General features: G+C 70.1%; 16 protein-coding genes and 1 pseudogene. 9 read left to right on the plus strand and 8 right to left on the minus strand.

All coding sequences use genetic code 11. The features are described from left to right. Positions 1-2: 2 nt before the first annotated feature. The 3 genes from ACFYPJ_RS18955 to ACFYPJ_RS18965 all read left to right on the plus strand — a co-directional run bounded on the left by ACFYPJ_RS18955 (position 3) and on the right by ACFYPJ_RS18965 (position 2,049). Positions 3-863, plus strand: coding sequence for a helix-turn-helix transcriptional regulator (locus ACFYPJ_RS18955; protein ID WP_389018038.1), 861 nt, complete (start codon positions 3-5; stop codon positions 861-863). After that, on the plus strand, positions 863-1,138 hold the full coding sequence (locus ACFYPJ_RS18960) for a DUF397 domain-containing protein (protein WP_389018040.1): 276 nt from the start codon (positions 863-865) through the stop codon (positions 1,136-1,138). Before ACFYPJ_RS18955 ends, ACFYPJ_RS18960 begins: the two co-directional genes overlap by 1 nt. Before the next feature lie 101 nt (positions 1,139-1,239). Continuing rightward, the gene (locus ACFYPJ_RS18965) at positions 1,240-2,049 is read left to right on the plus strand and encodes an SAM-dependent methyltransferase (RefSeq protein ID WP_389018043.1); all 810 of its coding nucleotides are present in this window, start codon (positions 1,240-1,242) and stop codon (positions 2,047-2,049) included. Positions 2,050-2,324: 275 nt separating this feature from the next. Here the strand turns inward: ACFYPJ_RS18965 and ACFYPJ_RS18970 are convergent, their stop codons facing one another. The 3 genes and pseudogenes from ACFYPJ_RS18970 to ACFYPJ_RS18980 form a co-directional block, all read right to left on the minus strand. Beyond that, entirely contained in the window at positions 2,325-3,812 is a 1,488-nt protein-coding gene (locus ACFYPJ_RS18970; protein WP_389018046.1) for a glutamate synthase subunit beta, read from the minus strand. Between the two features lie 184 nt (positions 3,813-3,996). After that, complete coding sequence (locus tag ACFYPJ_RS18975) at positions 3,997-4,476, minus strand: DUF1772 domain-containing protein (protein WP_389018197.1); 480 nt, start codon at positions 4,474-4,476, stop codon at positions 3,997-3,999. A gap of 270 nt (positions 4,477-4,746) precedes the next feature. Next, a pseudogene (locus ACFYPJ_RS18980) lies at positions 4,747-5,441 on the minus strand (DUF2293 domain-containing protein). 432 nt (positions 5,442-5,873) lie between these two features. Here ACFYPJ_RS18980 and ACFYPJ_RS18985 point away from each other — a divergent pair. Then, positions 5,874-6,506 (plus strand): uridine kinase, encoded by a 633-nt coding sequence (locus tag ACFYPJ_RS18985; RefSeq protein WP_389018049.1) that lies wholly within the window; start codon positions 5,874-5,876, stop codon positions 6,504-6,506. Positions 6,507-6,667: 161 nt separating this feature from the next. Continuing rightward, the gene (locus ACFYPJ_RS18990; protein ID WP_389018052.1) at positions 6,668-7,102 is read left to right on the plus strand and encodes a CBS domain-containing protein; all 435 of its coding nucleotides are present in this window, start codon (positions 6,668-6,670) and stop codon (positions 7,100-7,102) included. Positions 7,103-7,130: 28 nt separating this feature from the next. Here the strand turns inward: ACFYPJ_RS18990 and corA are convergent, their stop codons facing one another. Further along, complete coding sequence (corA, locus tag ACFYPJ_RS18995; protein WP_389018055.1) at positions 7,131-8,258, minus strand: magnesium/cobalt transporter CorA; 1,128 nt, start codon at positions 8,256-8,258, stop codon at positions 7,131-7,133. A 239-nt stretch (positions 8,259-8,497) separates the two neighbouring features. On the opposite strand from corA, the gene ACFYPJ_RS19000 reads away from it, so the two are divergent. Further along, positions 8,498-9,292: a methyltransferase domain-containing protein gene (locus ACFYPJ_RS19000; protein ID WP_389018057.1), complete on the plus strand. Its 795-nt coding sequence runs from the start codon at positions 8,498-8,500 to the stop codon at positions 9,290-9,292. A gap of 25 nt (positions 9,293-9,317) precedes the next feature. Here the strand turns inward: ACFYPJ_RS19000 and ACFYPJ_RS19005 are convergent, their stop codons facing one another. The 4 genes from ACFYPJ_RS19005 to ACFYPJ_RS19020 form a co-directional block, all read right to left on the minus strand. Then, positions 9,318-10,232, minus strand: a complete 915-nt coding sequence (locus ACFYPJ_RS19005; RefSeq protein WP_389018060.1) for a carbohydrate kinase family protein — start codon at positions 10,230-10,232, stop codon at positions 9,318-9,320. Continuing rightward, positions 10,229-11,137 carry a pseudouridine-5'-phosphate glycosidase gene (locus ACFYPJ_RS19010; protein ID WP_389018063.1) on the minus strand — a complete coding sequence of 303 codons (909 nt, stop codon included), beginning with the start codon at positions 11,135-11,137 and terminating at the stop codon, positions 10,229-10,231. The genes ACFYPJ_RS19005 and ACFYPJ_RS19010 overlap by 4 nt, the downstream gene beginning before the upstream one ends. A 112-nt stretch (positions 11,138-11,249) precedes the next feature. Next, complete coding sequence (locus ACFYPJ_RS19015) at positions 11,250-11,804, minus strand: methylated-DNA--[protein]-cysteine S-methyltransferase (RefSeq protein ID WP_389018065.1); 555 nt, start codon at positions 11,802-11,804, stop codon at positions 11,250-11,252. Between the two features lie 84 nt (positions 11,805-11,888). Then, complete coding sequence (locus ACFYPJ_RS19020) at positions 11,889-12,782, minus strand: glycerophosphodiester phosphodiesterase (RefSeq protein ID WP_389018068.1); 894 nt, start codon at positions 12,780-12,782, stop codon at positions 11,889-11,891. 315 nt (positions 12,783-13,097) lie between these two features. On the opposite strand from ACFYPJ_RS19020, the gene ACFYPJ_RS19025 reads away from it, so the two are divergent. From ACFYPJ_RS19025 to ACFYPJ_RS19035, 3 genes are all read left to right on the plus strand, one after another. After that, positions 13,098-13,988, plus strand: a complete 891-nt coding sequence (locus ACFYPJ_RS19025) for an MHYT domain-containing protein (protein WP_389018071.1) — start codon at positions 13,098-13,100, stop codon at positions 13,986-13,988. 40 nt (positions 13,989-14,028) lie between these two features. Continuing rightward, positions 14,029-16,167, plus strand: coding sequence for an excinuclease ABC subunit UvrB (uvrB, locus tag ACFYPJ_RS19030; protein WP_389018074.1), 2,139 nt, complete (start codon positions 14,029-14,031; stop codon positions 16,165-16,167). 157 nt (positions 16,168-16,324) lie between these two features. Beyond that, positions 16,325-16,903 carry a TerD family protein gene (locus ACFYPJ_RS19035; RefSeq protein ID WP_389018077.1) on the plus strand — a complete coding sequence of 193 codons (579 nt, stop codon included), beginning with the start codon at positions 16,325-16,327 and terminating at the stop codon, positions 16,901-16,903. Positions 16,904-16,914: the final 11 nt, after the last annotated feature.

Consider the following 16,914-nt stretch of genomic DNA (forward strand, 5'->3'; position numbering starts at 1 on the left):
ACGTGAGCGAACCGCGGTCCGCGCCGACCGTGGGCCAGGTGGTTCTTGGTCGGCGCCTGCTGGACCTGCGGGAACGCGCCGGTCTCAAGCGCGACGAGGCCGCTCACATTCTCCGGGTGGCTCCTGCCACCGTCCGTCGCATGGAGATGGCCGAAGTCACCTTCAAGATCCCCTACCTCCAGCTCCTGCTGAAGGCGTACGGGGTCACCGACGGCGAGGCCGAGCAGTTCATGCTGCTGGCCGAGGAGGCCAACAAGCCCGGCTGGTGGCAGCGGTTCCACGACATCCTGCCGGGCTGGTTCTCGATGCACGTGAGCCTCGAAGGCGCGGCCGGCCTGATCCGCTCGTACGAGCCGCACTTCGTGCCCGGCCTGCTGCAGACCGAGGACTACGCGCGCGGTGTCCTGGTGGCCGGGGCCATAGGCCAGGCTCAGCCCGAGGACATCGAGGGCCACGTCGCGCTGCGCATGCAGCGTCAGGACCTGCTCACCCGTACCGATGCGCCCCGTTTCTGGGCGGTGATGGACGAGACCGCCCTGGTGCGTCCGGTCGGCGGTCCCGGGGTGATGCGCGCGCAGATCGAAAAGCTGCTGGAGGCCGCCGAGCTCCCCAACGTGACCCTCCAGATCGCCCCGCATGCCAACGGGCCGCATCCGGGCACATTCGGGCCGTTCGTGCTGTTCCGATTCGCTATGTCGGAATTGCCGGACATGGTTTACAGCGAGTACCTGACCGGCGCCGTCTACCTGGACGCGCGCTCTGAGGTGGCGACCCACCTTGAGGTCATGGACCGCATGGCGGCGCAGGCCGCCACAGCACATCGCACCAAGGAGATCCTCCGGGATCTTCGCAAGGAGTTGTAATGGAACGTTTCAAGCCCCAGTCCAAGTCGCTGCTGCGTGGGCAGTGGATCTACAACGGCATGCCTGCGCGCGAACTGGGCAGCGAGGGCTGGCGCAAGCCGTGGAGCGGCGGCAACGGAGGCAACTGCCTGGAAGCCATGAAGCTCGCCGACGGCCGGATAGCCGTCCGTCAGTCGACCGACCCGGACGGGCCGGCGCTCATCTACACCTCGGACGAGATGACCGCCTTCATCGAGGGCGCGAAGGCAGGAGAGGCGGACTTCCTACTGTCCTGAAACCGGCTCGTTGATTTTTATCTGACCCGACTTCCCCTTCTTTGGCACGGACTTGGTACGGACTTGATCATTCACCGCGTCAGACACTTATGGAGTGCCGTATGACCGGGCAGGACCGCACGGCCGCCGAGATCGACACCAGCAGGCCACACCCCGCACGGATGTACGACTGGTACCTCGGGGGTAAGGACAACTACCCCGTCGACGAGGAGATGGGCCGGCAGATGCTGGCACTCGAACCCCGGGTGCCGGTGATGGCCCGGGTCAACCGCGCGTTCATGCACCGGGCCACCCGCTGGCTGACCCGGCAGGGCGTACGGCAGTTCCTGGACATCGGCACCGGCATACCCACCGAGCCGAACCTGCACCAGGTCGCCCAGGCGATCACGCCCGACGCCCGCGTCGTGTACTGCGACAACGACCCGATCGTGCTGGCCCACGCGGCGGCTCTGCTGCGCAGCACACGGGAGGGCGTCACCGAGTACCTCCAGGCCGACGTGCGTGATCCGGCCGCGATCATCGAGGGAGCCAGGCAGATCCTGGACCTCGGCCGTCCCGTGGCGCTGTCGCTCGTCGCGCTGCTGCACTTCGTCTCCGACGAGGACGGCGCGCACGAACTGGTCGGCCGGCTGCTGTCGGAACTCCCTTCCGGCAGCTACCTGATGATGACCCACGCCACCGCCGACTTCACCCCGGAGGAGTCGGCGGCGGCCACCGAGAAGCTCAAGGGAGCGGGCGTGACACTCGCGCTGCGCTCCCGCGAGGAGTTCAGCGCCTTCTTCGGCGGCCTTGACCTGGTGGAACCCGGGGTCGAGATCGTCCACAAGTGGCACCCCGAACTGGGCGAACCGGTCGCCGGTCAGGACGACGGCGTCATCCCCGGATACGGTGCGGTGGGTCGCAAGCGCTGACGGCCACCGACGGTCGCTGACGGCCATGGGTCACCATCGACGGCCGTTGGTGACCGCCGACGGTCATCGGCGACCATCGATGGTCATCGGCAACCGTCGACGGTTGTTGATGGCCAGTGCCGGGCACCGACGACCTCCGGCACTTTCTGACCAGCTCCGACGAGCGCCGGCGGGCTCTGACGGAACGGCCGCATCGGTCGCGGTCCGGCGGCCACCCTCGGCCGCCGGACCGCTCGCCTCGCCCGGGCACCCAAGCACCACGTACTCCCCAGACCTCACGCGGTCATCGGCCGGTCGTACGCGGATATCGGCGCCGGCAGCTGCGAACTCCCCGTCAGATACCGGTCGACCGCCGCCGCCACCGCCCGCCCCTCCGCGATGGCCCACACGATCAACGACTGCCCGCGCGCGGCGTCCCCCGCGGCGAACACGCCGGGAATGTTGGTCGTGAAACCGGCATCCCGGGCGATCGTCCCCCGTGGCGACATCGCCAACCCCAGCTGATCGACGAGCCCGTCCGTCCGATCGGGCCCGGAGAAGCCGAGCGCGAGCAGCACGAGGTCGGCCGGCAACGTCCGCTCGGTACCCGGCTGCGGACGTCGTGCCGTGTCCACCTCCATCAGCTGCAGCGCCCGCACATGTCCGCTGCTGTCCCCGATGAAGTGCAACGTCGATGCGGCGAACAGCCGCGCGTCCGCGTCCGCCGCCGGTGCCGTCACCAGATCGCGCGCCTCCTCGTGCGCAGCCGACAGCCGGTAGATCTTCGGATATATCGGCCAGGGCTCGATGTCCTCGTCCCGCTCGGCGCCGGGCTGGGCATAGATGTCCAGCTGGGTCACGGACGCGGCACCGTCCCGTACCGCGGTGCCCAGGCAGTCGGCCCCGGTGTCGCCGCCCCCCACGATGACGACGTGCTTCCCCGCCGCGGACAGCGGCGAGACCGGCAGGTCGCCTTCGCCCACCCGGTTGGACAGCGGAAGGTACTCCATCGCCTGGTGGATCCCCGCCAGCTCCCGCCCCGCCACCGGCAGTTCCCGCCACGCCGTGGCCCCCGTCGCGACCACCACCGCGTCGTACCGTGCCCGCAACTCGTCCGCTCCGACATCCCGCCCGACCACCGTGGAGGTGCGGAACCTGGTCCCCTCGGCCCGCATCTGCTCCAGCCGCCGTTCCAGATGCCGCTTCTCCATCTTGAAGGAGGGGATGCCGTACCGCAGCAGCCCGCCGATCCGGTCGTCCCGTTCGTACACCGCGACCGTGTGTCCGGCCCGGGTCAGCTGCTGTGCCGCGGCGAGTCCCGTCGGGCCCGACCCGATCACCGCCACCGTCCGACCGGACAGCCGGTCCGGCGGCCGGGGCGGTGCGAAGCCCTCCTCCCAGGCCCGGTCGGCGATGGCGCACTCGACGTTCTTGATGGTCACCGCCGGCTGGTTGATCGCGAGCACGCACCCCGCCTCGCACGGCGCCGGACACAACCGCCCCGTGAACTCAGGGAAGTTGTTCGTGGCGTGCAGCCGGTCGCCGGCTGCCCGCCAGTCCTCGCGCGACACCAGATCGTTCCACTCGGGTATGAGGTTCCCCAGCGGACAGGCGTCGTGGCAGAACGGTATGCCGCAGTCCATGCACCGGTCGGCCTGCCTGCTGATGATGGGCAGCAGCGCACCCGGGACATACACCTCGGCCCAGTCCCGGACCCGCTCCTCGACAGGCCGACGTGGCCACTCCTCGCGCGGCGTGGTCATGAAACCCTTGGGATCGGCCATGGTCGTCTTCCTTGCCTGCACGTACGACGGGCCATGCGTCGTCAGGTGGCGCCCTTCCGGCCACGATACGTCTCCCCAGCCGCCCGCGCAGAGCTGCCGACAGCATCTTTCCCGGGCCCTGACTCACCTCCCTTCCCGACTGCATCCAGCTCTCTGACCTGCTAAGAAGCCCGCCGTGAGACGCTCAGCTGAGCGCCAGTAGATACACCAGCGCGGCGGCGGCCGAGGCGACCGTACGGACGTGATTCCACAAGGTCCACTCGCGCACGTACGTCGGCCAGTAGGCGGCGGCCTCCGGAGTGCCCGGCTCCAGTCTGGCCAGGGCGTCGTTGCGCGGCACGTTGGCGACCAGCGTCAGCCCGAACGAACCGAACAGGAACAGCGCGCTGCCCAGGAGCAACTCCACCTTGCCCTCGTCCGGCCAGAGCACGAACGTCACCACGGCGATCATCGCGCACAGCACCGCGGTGCCCGCGAACACCAGCATGAAGGCGGGGGTCACGGCGGCCACGTTGATCGCGTTCATCGCGGCGACCCCCTGCCCGGGCGGCAGCGCGGCCAGCCCGCGCATGACGAACGTCGAGAACCCACAGAACACCCCGGCCACCATGCCGGTGCCCAGTACCCCCACCACGACCAGTACGAAGTACGGTCCATCGATCAGGTACACAACGCTCCCCCCTTGTACCGGGCTCAGCCGGCACCCTCCGTCACCTCAGTGCATGCCCCCGGCAGAACCGCGATCATCTCCCGAAGCGTGAACCGCGATCCCCCCGACTTGGGAGAGCCCTCGCGAGTACCCGCGCAAGAGCCAGGCCCGTCTGCCGTTCCCGTCTGCCGACTCGGTCCGTCGGCCCGGTCTGTCGTACCCGTCTACTGACCCTGTCTGCGATCCCGTCTGCCGGCCCGGTCTGCAGAGCTGTTCTGGTCGGCCTCACCCCACGTCCTTCGCTGCCTCCCGCCATCCGCACAGCACCATTTCCACGGCCGGTGTGATCCGCCGTCGCGCCTCATGCCGGGGCACGCCGCTCATCAGCAGCCGGTCGTACGGCGTGTCCAGATGCCGCACGGCCGCCACGACCGCCGACACCACAGCCCCCTCGGACAACGCCCGTCCCGCCGCGCTGCGCCCCACCCGGCCGCTGCCCCGCACCGACGCGTGCGCTGCGATCGCCTCCGCCCGGTGGGCCGGGCACCCGGGAAGCAGCCGCCGGATCTCCGCCGCGAACGCTTCGGCGAACCGCGCGTCCTGGACCACCCGGCGCCGTGCGTCCCGTGCCCGGCGCCGCCGCCGCGCCTCCGTGTCGGCAAGGCAGCGCTCCTCCGCCCGGGCGAAGCCACTTCCTCTACCAGGACGCCCTGCCGCTCGTACCGGCTCCTGCGCCGGTTGAACCGCACCACCACCGCCGACAGCCCGCTCTCCTCCCTCGATCTGCGCGTCAGCGCCGTGTCGCCGCGCGGCAGAAACACCAGATGGCCCAGGTCGGCACAGTCGAGGCAGCGCGGCGCCCCGTCCTCGAAGACGAGCAGCGACAACGGCCCGCGACGGCATGCGCCGCACTGCTTCTGCCGTAGCGGTTGGATGACCACAAGTCCGGTGTGGGACAAGTGGGTTGAGGGACGCGCCATACCTCGTACCTTCCCCGCGCGACCTCCGTTCTCCCGTCTGCAGCTGCCGGCCCGCGGCCGGGCGGCAATCGAACACTGCCCGACCGTCCGCCCGGCCCGCGGCCCCTGCGGCCACCGCAGTCCTCCTGTCCCCCGTAGCCGTGGCGAGGGTGTCGCCCGACTGGCTGGAGCCACGGATATCGGCGGGCGGCGGCGTGGGGCGATGGGCGTGCTGTGGCGTCGGCCGCTCCGTCGGGGCGGCCCGGGGGCCGCGGACCTCAGTGGCGCGGGTGCACTGGTCGGGAATGGCGCCCGCCGGCCCCGGACAGCCCCGGTCGGCGGGTCGGCCCTGGACCGCTTGACCGGCGGATCGATCCTGGAGCGCCCGACCGGCGAGCATGCTCCGGACGGCCCCGCGTCCGTGCACTCGGTGCCGCGCGGCATCATGGGGCCGTGCGACTCGAAGCGATCACGTGGGACCGGCTCGGCGAGCTGCTGGCTGACCGGTTGCTTGAGGTGCAGCCTGCGGACGGCGGCTCCGTGCCCCGTGTCGCCTTCGACGGTGCCCCGGCCGCCCGCCCGGGCGACCTCGCGGAGCGGGTTGCGCAGGCGCTGCAGGTGCGCGGGCGTCCCTCGCTCGTCGTGGGCGCGGAAGGGTTTCTGCGTCCGGCCTCGCTCCGGCTGGAGCACGGCCGCCGGGACGTGGAGTCGTACTACAGCGGCTGGTTCGACATCGCCGCACTGTGGCGCGAGGTCTTCGGCCCGCTCGAACCCGGCGGCGACGGCCGTGTCCTGCCCGACCTGTGGGACCCCGCCAGCGACCGCGCGACCCGCAGTTCCTACGTCCAACTCCCGCCCGGCGGAATACTGTTGCTCCACGGTCCCCTCCTCCTGCGGCACTGGTTTCCTTTCGACCTGACCGTTCACCTGCTCCTCTCGCCGGGCGCCCTGCGCCGCCGCACCCCCGAGGCTGAGCACTGGACGCTGCCCGCCTTCGACCGGTATGTGGACGAAACCGACCCCGCCACGACGGCCGACATCCTGGTACGCGCCGACGACCCCCTGCGCCCGGCCTGGAACGGCTGACCCCGCTGCCCTCCGGGTAGGTGTCCACACCACGCGTGGCGACCCGTGGTCCGCACCGCCTGCGGGTGCGGACACCGTCCCGCGCGCGGGACAATGAAATCGCCGGGACCCAGCGGTGTTTCCCGCGCCGCGCCGGCCCATCCGGTACCGGGAGGTGCACCATGACCACCGCCGGAGACATCATGCACCGTGGCGCCCAGTGGATACCCGCCCATGAGACCCTGGACCGCGCCGCCCAGTTGATGCGCGAGCTGAACGTAGGAGCGTTGCCCATCAGCGATGAGAACGATCGACTCTGCGGCATCCTCACCGACCGCGACATCGTGGTCGGCTGCGTGGCCATGGGCCACGACCCCGCCAAGATCACCGCAGGGGAGCTGGCCCACGGCACACCCCGCTGGATCGAGGCGAGCGCCGATGTCACCGAGGTGCTCCAGGAGATGCGGGAGCACCAGATCCGTCGCCTGCCTGTCATCGAGAACAAGCGCCTCGTCGGCATGATCAGCGAGGCCGACCTCGCCGAGCATCTGGAGGACGACCAGATCGCCGCCTTCACCGAGAGCGTCTACGCCCGGACCTCGCCGCCCCTCCACTGACCCCCCGTGATGCCCATCGCCGGGCGGGTCACAGCCAGCCGTTGCGCCTGAACCCGCGGTACAACGCCAGACACGCGATCGATATCACCCCGATGACCAGCGGATAGCCGTATCGCCACTCCAGTTCCGGCATGTGCTTGAAGTTCATGCCGTATACGCCGCACACCATGGTCGGTACGGCGACGATCGCCGCCCAGGCCGTGATCTTCCGCATGTCCGAGTTCTGCGCGACGGTCACCTGTGCCAGATGGGCTTGCAGGATCGAGTTGAGCAGTTCGTCGAAGGAGGCGATCTGTTCCCTGGCCCGTGTCAAGTGGTCGAGGACATCCCTGAAGTACGCCTGTATCTCCGGGTCGACCACCCGGATCGGGCGTGTGGCGAGGTCCTCGACCGGGCGGGCGAGCGGTACCACAGCCCGCTTCAGTTCCAGGAGTTCACGCTTGAGCTGGTAGATCCGCCCGGGGTCGGCCCGCGCCCCGTTCTCCGTGAACACATCCGTCTCGACCTGGTCGATGTCGGACTGCACGGCGTCCGTGACGTTCAGATACTCGTCCACCACGTGGTCCGCGATCGCGTGCAGTACGGTCGCCGGGCCCTTGGCCAGTTGCCGCGGCTCCGACTCCAGCTCCTCACGCAGCGGCCCCAGCGAGCCGTGCCGGCCGTGCCGGACCGTGATCACGAAGTCCTGGCCGAGGAACACCATGATCTCGCCCGTGTCGACCACCTCGCTGGTCGCCGTCAGCTCCTCGTGCTCCACGTAGCAGACCGTCTTGAACACCGCGAACAGCGTCTCCCCGTACCGCTCCAGCTTCGGGCGCTGATGGGCCTCCACTGCGTCCTCGACCGCCAGCGGGTGCAGGTCGAACAGCTCGGCGATGCCCGCGAACTCGTCGTCCGTCGGCTCGTGCAGCCCGAGCCAGACGAACCCGTCCCCGGTCTTGCGCACCCGCTCCACCGTGTCGACCAGGTCGCCGCAGCCAGGGACCCGGATGCCGTCCCGGTATGTGACGCAGTTGACCACCGAGGAGCCCAGGGGCGAGCGGGCGGGATGGCTCAGGTCGACGCGCGGGCGGCGCTGGGCCAGCCGTGCCACCTTGCGCAGACCCCCGACCCTGCTCAGGTCCTTGACCTTGCGCAGATTCCCTGCCATGGACATGCAGATCCCCCCTGCGTGGAACTTCTCGCGTCGTGCTGCCGTGCCTTGGTCAGAGAGTCTGCCAGCCCGGCGCAATGTGCGGGCAAGCCTGTGGGAACGAACTGTTCCGTTTGGTTCCCGGCTGTGGACAAGTCGGTTCCCGGCTGTGAACCGGCCGTCCGCCCGCCACGCTGCGGACCGCTCGTCAAGCCGGAGCGTCGCCCGTCCCCGGCAGACGGTACAACTGGGATGATCGCGGCATGACGCGATCCGACGGGTATCTCCTCGACAACCAGCAGACCGAGGCGGGGCAGCGTTTCGACGCCTTCGCCGCCCTCTTCGACCCCACCACCTTCCGGCACCTGGCAGGTTTCGGGCTGGGAGCCGGCTGGCGCTGCTGGGAGGTCGGCGCCGGCGGTACCTCCGTGGTGTCCTGGCTGGCCAAGAAGGTCGGCCCGACCGGCACGGTCGTCGCGACCGACATCGACACCTCGCTGCTCACCGAGGTCTCCCGCGCGCCGGTCGAGGTGCGCGTGCACGATGTCGGCGCGGAGGAGCCGCCCGGAGACGGCTTCGACCTGGTGCACGCCCGGCTGGTCCTGGTGCACGTCCCGGACCGGGAGCGGGCGCTGCGCTCGATGATCCAGGCGCTGCGGCCCGGTGGGCGGCTTCTGATCGAGGACGCCGATCCGGCCCTCCAGCCGCTCATCTGCCCGGACGAGTCCGGCCCCGAGCAGCAACTGGCCAACCGGCTGCGGAAGGGGTTCCGCAGCCTGCTCGCCGAGCGCGGCGCGGATCTGTCCTACGGCCGCAGGCTGCCACGCCTGCTGCGCGAGGCCGGCCTGCACGATGTGCAGGCCGACGCGTACTTCCCGCTCACCTCGCCCGCCTGCGCAGCCCTGGAGTCCGCCACCGTGCGGCAGATCCGGGACCGTCTCGTCACCGCGAAACTGGCCACCGACGAGGAGATCGATCAGCACCTCGCCAACGTCGCCGCCGACGGCATGGATCTGGCGACGGCACCGATGATCTCGGCATGGGGGCGCAAAGTGTAAGCAGAGGTACGTCCCCTTGGCGCGGTCATTTCCGTGCCGGCGGCCGGCCGCCTGTCAGCTCCACCGCCCGGGCGCCCGCCCGGCATCCCTGCGCCGCCGCGTCCTCGACGCCCGCGCCTGCGACGAGAGCGGCCAGGAACGCGCCGGTGAACGCGTCGCCCGCGCCCGTCGTGTCCCGGGGCGTCGCGGGTACGGCGGGTACGCGGGCGAGGACATCGCCGGACCGGGCCAGCAGCGCCCCGTCGGCGCCCAGCTTGGCGACCACCAGCGGAACGAAGCGGCTCAGCGCGGCCGCGGCGTCCGCCGGATCGGGCAGCCCGGCCAGCAGACACGCCTCGTCCCGGCTGGGCAGCAGGACGTCCAGCCCCTCGGCGAATGCCAGGAAGCGTTCCGTCCCCAGGGCCCGGAGGAATCCCGTCGACGCCGGGTCCAGGCTCACCGGCACGCCCCGTGCGCGAGCCGCCCGCAACGCCACCGCCGCCAGCGCCCGGCTCGACTCCGAGAACAGCAGATAGCCGGACAGATGAAGCCGGGCGACCCCGTCGAGCAGGGTGTCCGACCAGTCGGCGGGTTCGAGCCGCAGCGCGGCACCGCTGTCCGTGAGGAAGGTGCGTTCGGCCGCGGCGTCCATGTCCACCAGGCAGATCACCGTCGCGGTCGCCACCTCGGCGTCGAGCACGAGCCGCGGGCGCACTCCGGCCGCCACCAGCTCCCGTCTCTGCCACTGGGCGGTGTCCGCCCCCACCCGGCCCAGCAGCCGCACGTCGCAGCAGCCCGCGTGGGCGGCCCAACAGGCCACGTTGGCGCCCGCGCCGCCGGGCAGCGTCCGGATCACGGCCGCTGTGTCGGTGCCGGGTGCGAGCGGTCCCCGGTGCCGTGCGACGACATCGGTGACGACGTCCCCGACGACCAGCAGCGCTCCCGTCCGGTCAGCGGTCACCCCCGGGCCCAGGCCGCGGCGATCCTCGCGGCGAGCCGCACATTGCCACGGACGGCCGCCAGGTTGGCGCTCAGCGAGGCACCGTCGGTGTGCCGGACCAGGTAGTCCAGCAGGAAGGGCGTGACCGCCTGGCCCGTGATCCCCTCCGCCTCGCAGGCGCCCAGCGCCTCATCGAGCACGCGCGCGTGCAGCGCGGGATCAAGTTGCTCCTCCTCGGGCACGGGGTTCGCGACGATCAACGCCGACTCCGGTCCGTCCAGCGAGTCCTGGGCCCGCATGACCCCGGCCACCTCTTGCGGGCTGTGCAACGTCCAGTCGACAGGATGTCCGGAATCGGACAGGTAGAAGCCGGGGAAACGGTCCGTGCCGTACCCGGCGACCGCTACCCCCAGCGTCTCCAGACGCTGCAAGGTGGCCGGAACGTCCAGGATCGACTTCACCCCTGCGCACACCACCGTGATCCGCGTCCGTGCCAGCAGGCCCAGGTCCGCGGACTCGTCCTGCGTCACCGTCCACTGCCGGTGCACGCCGCCGAGCCCGCCCGTCGCGAACACCCGGACGCCGGCCAGGGCCGCCAGCAGCGCGGTCGCCGACACCGTGGTCGCCCCGCTCGCCCCGGCTGCCACGGCGAGCGGCAGGTCGCGATGGCCCAGTTTGCGGATCCCCTCCTCGCTCGCGATCCGCTCCAACTGCTCCTTGGCAAGGCCCACATGCGGCCGCCCGTCCAGCACGGCGATGGTCGCGGGCACGGCTCCCTCCCGCCGGACCGCCTCCTCCAACTCCTGCGCCACCCGCAGATTGCGCGGACGCGGCAACCCGTGCGCGATGATCGTGGACTCCAGGGCCACCACGGCGCGACGCGCGTCGATCGCCTCCCGCACTTCCTGCGACACCACCAGCACCACGCGTCAGCCTCCTGTCACTCGCTCTCCCCTCATACCTGGCGTTCCGCGTCCCGGGACAAACGCATGCGGGCCCGGGCACCCCGAACCGCGGCCGGGACCCGCCAAAGAACGCTCAGAACAGGGGCTCGGGCAGCACGCCCTCCAGAGCAAGCAGCTTCCGCTTGGTCTCCAGACCGCCCCCGAAGCCGCCGATGCCGCCGTCGCTCTCCACGACACGGTGACAGGGCACGACGACGGGCAGCGGATTCGAGCCCATGGCCACGCCCACCGCCTGCGCTGCGCCCGCCTGGCCGGCCCGCCCGGCCAGGTCGCCGTACCCGACGACCGTGCCGTACGGGACGCCGGACGCCAGCTCGCGCAGCACCTGCCGGTTGAACCCGGAGACCAGCGACCAGTCCAGCGGCAGCCGGAAGTCGTGCCGCTTCCCCGCGAAGTAGCCATCTACCTGGCGTATCGCCTCGGTCAGCAGCGGTGAGCCGGGATCTTCGACGGGCTCGGTGCCCAACCGGGTCGCGAGCCGCTCCAGTGCCCGGTCGCGCACGGTGCCGGTGGCGTGGAAGACGACGTTGACCAGGCCGTCGCGGGTCGCCGCCAGCAGCAACGGACCGATGTCGGTCGTCACGACGGCCCACACGACCCGCTGCTCGTACTGCCCATGGCTGTCCATGCGCCAACCGTACGACCCGTCACTGACAACGCCATGGCGCCGGTCCGCCGGGCCCGTTCCGCGGCCGGGGGCCAGCACCCGGGCTCAGGGCGTGCTCAGTGCCTCCCGCACCAGGTCCGGTCTGTTGGTGATGACGCCGTCCACGCCGTAGGAAGCCGCCTTCCGCGCGGTGGGCGCGTCGTCCACGGTCCAGGTGAAGACCCCGAGCGGCCTGCCGTGCGGCCCGTCACAGGCGTGGACTGCGGCGACGTAGTCGCTGGAAACGGACCGATAGTCGGGGTTGATCAGGTCCGTGAAGTTCGCGTACGCGTGCAGATCGGCCACCGGTGGCGCACCGAGGTAACCCGTCGTGAGGCCCGGCTTCAGGCCGTGCACGATCCGCAGGCTGTCCGCGTCGAAGCTCTGCACGACGAGCCGGCCGACGTGCCGCGGGTCGAGCCAGCCCTGGTCGCCCAGGAGCTTGAGGATCTCCCGCTCGATGCCCGGGTACAGTTCGGGGCTCTTGATCTCCAGGAGGAGTCTTTCGTGGTCGTGCTCGACCCGGTGCATGTATTCCTTGAGCGTCGGCACGCGCGTGCCCGCGTAGGAGGTCCGGAACCAGCTGCCCGCGTCCAGGCGGGCGATCTCGGCCGTGGTGAAGTCCTTCACCTTCCAGGGGGCACGGCCGGGGAACACCTCCTTGACGTTCGTGGTGCGCGTCAGGCTGTCGTCGTGGATGACGACCAGTTCGCCGTCCTTGGTCCGCTGCACGTCGTTCTCGACCCACGTGAAGCCCCTTCGGGCCGCCTCGTCGACGGCGGGCAGGGTGTTCTCCGGTGCGTAAGCGGAGGCTCCCCGGTGGGCGACGACCGTGACCCGTCCGCCGACCGCGCCGGCCTGTGCGTCGACGTCGCCGGCCCGTGCGCCGAGGGCGAGGGCGGCCAGTGCGGCGGCCGCCAGAAGCGCGGTGGTCGTGGCGGCAATGGCACGCACGCGCATGCGTACTCCTCACGTCCTGCGAAGTCGGGTGAATGCGGATGAGCACGGACGGCGTCCGAGTACGGAAAGCATCGGACGGACAGCAGAGAGTAGGTGATGGCGGGGTACGGGATGAGCACAGTTTGAACGGAGTTGCCCGCGGCCGCTCACTGATGCCGCACAAGTGGGGCAAGGGCGTGTTTCTTTGCCGGAAAATCGTTCGACCGTTCCGATGGGGGTCATACTCTCTGCGAAACCCTGACCGCCCGAGCGGTCCTGGGGCGGGGGCACGGTTCAGGTAATCCGGGACTTGAGAGGGCGGGAGGGCAGCCGGGCATGCAGGGCACGGTCGAGGAATTCAGTTACGGGGCCGTCACCCCGTTGGTGGGCTTCGTGATGGCCTGCCTCGGGGCTGCCCTCGGACTGCGCTGCACCGCCAGATCCCTGCTGGTGTCGCACTCCAGACGGCCGGCCTGGCTCGCCCTGGGTTCGGCCGCCATCGGCTCCGGCATATGGACCATGCACTTCGTCGCCATGATGGGGTTCACCGTCGCGGAGTCACCGGTCGACTTCGACATCCCGATCACCTTCGCGAGCCTCGGCATCGCCATCGTCATGGTGGGCGTCGGGATCTTCATCGTCGGCTACCGCGGGGCCACCGGAACGGCACTGTTCACCGGTGGAACGATCACCGGGTTGGGCGTCGCCTCGATGCACTACCTCGGCATGGCGGGCATCCGCCTGGACGGACGGCTGACGTACAACACCTTCACCGTCGCCGCCTCCGTGGTGATAGCGGTCGTGGCCGCCACGGCCGCCCTGTGGGCGGCGGGGCAGATCCGCGGCTTCCTGTGGAGCGTGGGCGCGAGCCTCGTCATGGGGCTCGCGGTCAGCGGCATGCACTACACCGGAATGGCCGCCCTCACCGTCCACCTGCACGGCGCCGAGGCCGCCACCGGCGACTCCACGGCCGCCGCCACGCTCGCGCCCATGCTGATCGGCCCCCTCGTCTTCCTCCTCCTCGCCGGTGCCGTCGTGATCTTCGACCCGCTGATGATCGCGGGCAGGCCCGTCCAGGTCCCGCAGGAGCGCAAACCAGGCATTCCGGCCGCCGCCGTCATCCCGCACCCGCACCGCCGCCCCGAGGTCACGGCCGGCCCGCCGCGGATCGGCCAGGGGGCTCATCCGGCATCCCACCACGGCTCACGCACCCCGCAGAACCGGTGAGCGGAGTCCGTTGTCAGTGCGGGGTCGTACGGTGGATGACATGCGGCCCGTTTCCCACATCGAACGCACGGTGGCGCCTTTCGAGGTCGTCAGCCCCTACCGGCCCAGCGGCGACCAGCCGACGGCCATCGCCGAGCTGGCCAAGCGCATCGAGGCAGGTGAGAAGGACGTCGTCCTGCTGGGCGCGACCGGCACCGGCAAGTCCGCCACCACGGCGTGGATGATCGAGCAGCTCCAGCGCCCCACACTGGTGATGGCACCGAACAAGACACTGGCCGCCCAGCTGGCCAACGAGTTCCGTGAGCTGCTCCCGAACAACGCGGTCGAGTACTTCGTCTCGTACTACGACTACTACCAGCCCGAGGCCTACGTCCCGCAGTCGGACACCTACATCGAGAAGGACTCCTCGATCAACGAGGAGGTGGAGCGCCTGCGGCACTCCGCCACGAACTCGCTGCTCACCCGGCGTGACGTCGTCGTGGTCGCCTCGGTCTCCTGCATCTACGGCCTCGGTACGCCACAGGAGTACGTGGACCGGATGGTCCCCCTCAAGGTGGGCGACGAGATCGACCGCGACGAGCTGCTGCGCCGCTTCGTGGACATCCAGTACACGCGTAACGACCTGGCCTTCACCCGCGGCACCTTCCGCGTCCGCGGCGACACCATCGAGATCTTCCCGGTGTACGAGGAACTGGCCGTCCGCATCGAGATGTTCGGTGACGAGATCGAGGCGCTGTCCACGCTCCACCCCCTCACGGGCGAGATCATCAGCGACGACGAGCAGCTGTACGTCTTCCCGGCGTCCCACTACATCGCAGGGCCCGAGCGCCTGGAGCGGGCCGTCAACGACATCGAGCAGGAACTGGCCGAGCGCCTCGCCGAGCTGGAGAAGCAGGGCAAGCTGCTGGAAGCCCAGCGCCTGCGGATGCGCACCGGGTACGACATCGAGATGCTCCGCCAGATCGGCAGCTGCTCCGGCGTGGAGAACTACTCGATGCACTTCGACGGCCGCCTGCCCGGCTCGCCGCCCAACACCCTGCTCGACTACTTCCCGGACGACTTCCTCCTCGTCATCGACGAGTCCCACAGCACCGTCCCGCAGATCGGCGCCATGTACGAGGGCGACGCCTCCCGCAAGCGCACCCTCGTCGACCACGGCTTCCGGCTGCCGTCCGCCCTGGACAACCGTCCCCTGAAGTGGGAGGAGTTCCAGGAGCGGATCGACCAGACCGTCTACCTGTCCGCCACGCCGGGCAAGTACGAGCTGTCGCGTGCCGACAGAGTCGTCGAACAGATCATCCGCCCCACCGGCCTCATCGACCCGGAGGTCGTCGTCAAGCCCACCGAGGGCCAGATCGACGACCTGGTGCACGAGATCCGCCGGCGCACCGAGAAGGACGAACGCGTCCTGGTCACCACACTCACCAAGAAGATGGCCGAGGACCTCACGGACTACTTCCTGGAACTCGGCATTCAGGTCCGCTACCTGCACAGTGACGTCGACACGCTGCGCCGCGTGGAACTGCTGCGCGAGCTGCGATCCGGCGAGTTCGACGTCCTGGTCGGCATCAACCTGCTGCGTGAGGGGCTCGACCTGCCCGAGGTGTCCCTCGTGGCGATCCTCGACGCGGACAAGGAGGGCTTCCTGCGCTCCGGTACGTCGCTGATCCAGACCATCGGCCGCGCGGCACGCAATGTCTCCGGCCAGGTCCATATGTACGCCGACAAGGTCACCCCGGCGATGGAGCGGGCCATCGACGAGACCAACAGGCGCCGGGAGAAGCAGATCGCCTACAACACGGCCAACGGCATCGACCCGCAGCCACTGCGCAAGAAGATCAACGACATCGTCGCGCAGATCGCCCGGGAAGAGGTCGACACCGAGCAGCTGCTCGGTTCCGGCTACCGCAAGGCGAAGGACGGCAGAGGTGCCAAGGCCCCGGTCCCCTCGCTCGGCGACAAGGCGGCCAAGGGCACCAAGTCCGCCAAGGGCAAGGCCAAGGACACGGTGCCGACGGACCGCCCCGCCGCGGAACTCGCCGAGCAGATCGAGGAGATGACGGAACGCATGCGTGCCGCCGCCGCGGACCTGCAGTTCGAGATCGCGGCCCGGCTGCGTGACGAGGTCTCCGAGATGAAGAAGGAACTGCGCCAGATGCGGGAGGCGGGGCTGGCCTGAGCCCCGAGACGGGTCCCGAACCCCGGTATGGGTGCAGAGTGTTGCAACACCGACACAAAGCGCGGACTGGGGTTCGGCACTGTCAGTGGCGCTGCGTAGGGTTCTGGTCAACCGCGGGTACCGCGGCAGCAGGGGAACGCCGAGAGGGGAAACAGCCGTGACCGTCAACTTGAGCAAGGGACAGGCCATCAGCCTGGAGAAGAAGGACGGGGGCACTCTCGCGGCGGTGCGGATGGGGCTGGGCTGGCAGGCGGCCCCGCGGCGTGGCCTGTTCGGATCGCGCACCCGGGAGATCGACCTGGACGCCTCCGCGGTGCTGTTCGCCGGAAAAGAGCCCGTCGACGTCGTCTTCTTCCGCCACTTGGTGAGCGACGACGGTTCGGTGCGGCACACCGGCGACAACCTCGTCGGCGGTGCCGGCCAGGGCGGCGACGACGAGTCGATCCTAGTCGACCTGCAGCGTGTGCCCGTTCACATCGATCAGATCGTCTTCACCGTGAACTCCTTCACGGGCCAGACCTTCCAGGAAGTGCAGAACGCCTTCTGCCGCCTCGTCGACGAGGCCAACGGCCAGGAACTCGCCCGCTACACGCTGGCCGGCGGTGGCGCCTACACCGCGCAGATCATGGCCAAGGTGCACCGTTCCGGCGGGGGCTGGACGATGACCGCCCTCGGCACCCCGGCCAATGGCCGTACTTTCCAGGACCTGATGCCGTCGATCCAGACGCATCTGTAGGACGACCGGGG

The organism is Streptomyces sp. NPDC006012 (assembly GCF_042871185.1).
Lineage (GTDB): Bacteria > Actinomycetota > Actinomycetes > Streptomycetales > Streptomycetaceae > Streptomyces.